The 3,448-nt window shown below is 72.2% G+C and carries 5 protein-coding genes; all 5 read left to right on the top strand.

All coding sequences use genetic code 11. From position 1 onward, the window contains the following. The coding region (locus tag ACFV0Q_RS39890; RefSeq protein ID WP_385012795.1) for a putative immunity protein at positions 1–620 on the top strand (620 nt) is incomplete at its 5' end. Between the two features lie 78 nt (positions 621–698). Beyond that, on the top strand, positions 699–1,385 hold the full coding sequence (gene rpe, locus ACFV0Q_RS39885) for a ribulose-phosphate 3-epimerase (RefSeq protein ID WP_385012793.1): 687 nt from the start codon (positions 699–701) through the stop codon (positions 1,383–1,385). A 138-nt stretch (positions 1,386–1,523) separates the two neighbouring features. Next, complete coding sequence (locus ACFV0Q_RS39880) at positions 1,524–2,537, top strand: sugar-binding domain-containing protein (RefSeq protein WP_266581380.1); 1,014 nt, start codon at positions 1,524–1,526, stop codon at positions 2,535–2,537. Between the two features lie 94 nt (positions 2,538–2,631). Continuing rightward, positions 2,632–2,853, top strand: coding sequence for a CarD family transcriptional regulator (locus tag ACFV0Q_RS39875; protein WP_266578279.1), 222 nt, complete (start codon positions 2,632–2,634; stop codon positions 2,851–2,853). A gap of 49 nt (positions 2,854–2,902) precedes the next feature. Further along, positions 2,903–3,373, top strand: coding sequence for a ribonuclease domain-containing protein (locus ACFV0Q_RS39870; protein WP_385012790.1), 471 nt, complete (start codon positions 2,903–2,905; stop codon positions 3,371–3,373). Positions 3,374–3,448: the final 75 nt, after the last annotated feature.

Genomic DNA, 3,448 nt, shown 5'->3' with positions numbered 1-3,448 from the left:
GGACCCGGCGAAACCGCGGGGACGGGGGCGCCCGGACCCGGCAGGATGGCCGGGTGAACCAGGTGACCATCAGCGACGAAGACCGGCGGATCCTCGGGGCCTGGGCCGCCGGCAGCGCCGAGCGGGTGCTGGCGCTCTTCGAGGAGCAGGCCCCCACCGACAGCCGGCCCCGCGAGGCCATCGAGGGGATCCGCGCCTACGCGCGCGGAGAGCTGCGCAAGGGGCCGCTGCGCTCCCTGGCCACCGCGGCCCTCGCGGCGGCGCGGGAGGTCGGCGATCCGGCCGCCGCGGCCGCCGCCCGCGCCGCGGGCTACGCGGCCGCGAGCCCGTACATCCACGCCCTGGCCAGCGCCGACCAGACGAAGCACGCCCTCGGGCCCGCGATGCAGGCGGCGCGTGCGGGCGAACTCGCCGCGGGCGGTGACCCCGCGGCCGGCGACGAGGAGATCCGCCGGGCGGTCGGGCAGGCCCCGCCGGAGGTGCGCCACATCGTGCGCCAGATGCCGGTCTTCACTCCCGGCCGCAGCCGGCTGGACGCGCTGCGCGGGCAGTTGGAGGCGGCCCTCCGCGGCACCGGCCACGACGGGCACCCCGAAGGACAGGTGAAATCCGCGCCTTGATCAATTAAGTGCCGCTACGAGAACACCGAGTTCCAGGGCCGTGGCCGGAAGTGGCCGAGGGCATGGCACGCTTGGGTCATGGCCGTTCAGATCAATCCCAGCATCCTGTCCGCCGACTTCGCCCGCCTCGCCGAGGAGGCGCGGGCCGTCGAGGGGGCCGACTGGCTGCACGTCGACGTCATGGACAACCATTTCGTCCCGAACCTCACCCTCGGCGTCCCGATCGTGGAGTCCCTGAGCCGCGCCACGGACATCCCGCTGGACCTGCACCTGATGATCGAGGACCCGGACCGCTGGGCGCCGCAGTACGTGGAGGCGGGCGCCGGTTCCGTCACCTTCCACGCGGAGGCCGCCGCGGCGCCCGTGCGCCTGGCGCGGGAGATCCGGGCCATGGGGGCCCGGGCGGCGATGGCGCTCAAGCCCGGCACCCCGATCGAGCAGTACGAGGACATCCTCCCCGAGCTCGACATGGTGCTGATCATGACGGTCGAGCCCGGATTCGGCGGTCAGTCCTTCCTCGACATCATGCTGCCCAAGGTCCGCCGGACCCGTGAGCTCATCGCCAAGCACGGACTGGACCTCTGGCTCCAGGTCGACGGCGGGGTCTCGGCGTCGACCATCGAGCGGGTCGCGGAGGCCGGAGCCGACGTGTTCGTGGCCGGAAGCGCGGTCTACGGGGCGGTCGATCCGGCCGCCGCGGTGCGGACTCTGCGTGAGCAGGCGGGCGCGGCCATCGCCGCGGCGCCCTGGGCTTGCGACCACTGAGCCAAGGCTTGATGAACAGCTCGGTGAACGGAAGCCGTCCAGGCTGATCAACGGCCGTCGGATCTGACAGGATGAACGGCGAGTCGAGAGTGTGAACACGACAGTGTGAACAGCAGTGAGGAGAACGCGGTGTCTGCAATGTCGGCGGGACGGTCAGCCCTGCGGATGGGACCCGCGGAGCTGGTTCAGGCGGCGGCCATGGCGCGCCGCTTCTACCTGGAGGGCAAGTCCAAGATCCAGATCGCCGAGGAGTTCGGCGTGAGCCGCTTCAAGGTGGCCCGGGTCCTGGAGACCGCCCTCGAACGTGACCTCGTACGCATCGAGATCCGCGTGCCGGCCGAACTGGACGCGGAGCGCTCCGACGCGCTCCGCGCCCGGTACGGGCTGCGGCACGCCGTGGTCGTGGAATCGCCGGCCGACGCGACCGAGGACGCTCCGGATCCGGAGAACCTCGGCGCGGTCGCCGCCGACCTGCTGGGCGAGCTCGTCAACGAGGGCGACGTCCTCGGACTGGCCTGGGGGCGCTCCACCATCCACATGGCCGCCTCCCTGCACCGGCTGCCTCCCTGCACCGTCGTCCAGCTCACCGGCGTGTACGACGCCGGTACGGCCGAGCGCGGGTCCGTGGAGGCCGTCCGCAGGGCAGCGCAGGTGTCGGGCGGGGACGCGCACCCCATCTACGCGCCGATGCTGCTGCCCGACCCGGCGACCGCGGCCGCGCTGCGCAGCCAGACGGGCATCGCGCGCGCCTTCGAGTACTTCGACAAGGTGACGGTCGCCGCCGTCTCCATCGGCTCCTGGGAGCCCGGCATCTCCACCGTGCACGACATGCTGACCGACGAGGAGCGGGCGCACTACGCCTCCCTCGGTGTGGCCGCCGAGATGTCCGCGCACCTCTTCGACGCGGAAGGCCGCAGGGTCGGCCGGGATCTCGGAGAACGGTGCATCACCGTCGAGGCGGACCGGCTGCGCCGGATCCCCGAAGTGGTGGCCATCGCGGGCGGACTGCGCAAGGCCTCCGCGATCGGGGCGGTGCTCCGGTCCGGGCTGGTGACCAGCCTGGTTACGGACACGGCGGTCGCCGACTACCTGCTGACCGAGTCCGCTCCGGGGCTCCGGCCGGCGCTCGAGCGGGCCGACCCGGACGACTGACGGGGCCGTGCGGCGGCCGGTGATCCGGATGGTGCCGGAATCGAGACCCGAACAGCGGACCGCGGGGCGGCTCCGGGGGCGCATACTGGCTTCAATGACTAAGTCAGCAGTACCTCGCCGCCATTTGCCGTCCAGCCCGTTCAAGGCCCCCGTGGAACCGCCGCTCCGGCAGTTCAGCGTCGGCGACCGGGTGAGTCACGACGAGCACGGCCTTGGCCGTGTCGTCGGTATCGAGGAGGGGATCGCCGTCCTCGTCGACTTCGGGTCGGTCCAGAAACGAGTCCTGGCTCCCTACACCAAGATGTCTGCGCTCTGACGTCACCAGGCGATTCGCGAGCGAATCGGATATTTGGCACGATCGGTGCATGATCTTTCGGAACGTGCCCCGATCGTTGCTGCGTGTGCTGGGTGCGCTGTTCCTGTGCGCCGCGCTGGTCGGTGCGGCGGGCTGCGGCGGTAAGTCCGCCCCGGCGCCGCCTGCCGCCAGCGCCAGCGCCACTGCCGGTGTCCGTGACGCCCCCGGCCGGGGGACCGCGCCCACGCCCGGGTGGGCCAGGGGGATGGGCACCGTACGGGCCGACGCGCTGCCGCGGCAGGCGCGGGAGGTACTGGCCCTGATCGACAAGGGCGGGCCGTACGCGTACCGGCAGGACGGGACCGTCTTCGGGAACTTCGAGAAGGCCCTGCCGAAGCAGAAGCGCGGCTACTACCACGAGTTCACCGTGAAGACGCCGGGGGAACGTGACCGCGGGGCCCGGCGGATCGTGACCGGCGGGGGCGGGGAGTTCTACTACACGGACGACCACTACGAAACCTTCAAGGCGGTTCTCCGATGAGCCTGGACCCGCAGCCGCTCGCCCCCGCGCTGGCCGCCGCCGAGGGGGCGGGGTGGAGCGTTCTGCGGCTGGACC

It is taken from the genome of Streptomyces sp. NPDC059564 (genome assembly GCF_042735575.1).
In the GTDB taxonomy this organism is placed as follows: Bacteria; Actinomycetota; Actinomycetes; order Streptomycetales; family Streptomycetaceae; genus Streptomyces.
This window is presented reverse-complemented; position numbering and strand designations above follow the sequence as displayed.

Excerpts from the sequence above, each read along its gene's own strand:
- ACFV0Q_RS39875 (WP_266578279.1), top strand. The coding sequence starts at position 2,632 with ATGACTAAGTCAGCAGTACCTCGCCGCCATTTGCCGTCCAGCCCGTTC.
- ACFV0Q_RS39880 (WP_266581380.1), top strand. The coding sequence starts at position 1,524 with ATGTCGGCGGGACGGTCAGCCCTGCGGATGGGACCCGCGGAGCTGGTT.
- rpe (WP_385012793.1), top strand. The coding sequence starts at position 699 with ATGGCCGTTCAGATCAATCCCAGCATCCTGTCCGCCGACTTCGCCCGC.
- ACFV0Q_RS39870 (WP_385012790.1), top strand. The coding sequence starts at position 2,903 with ATGATCTTTCGGAACGTGCCCCGATCGTTGCTGCGTGTGCTGGGTGCG.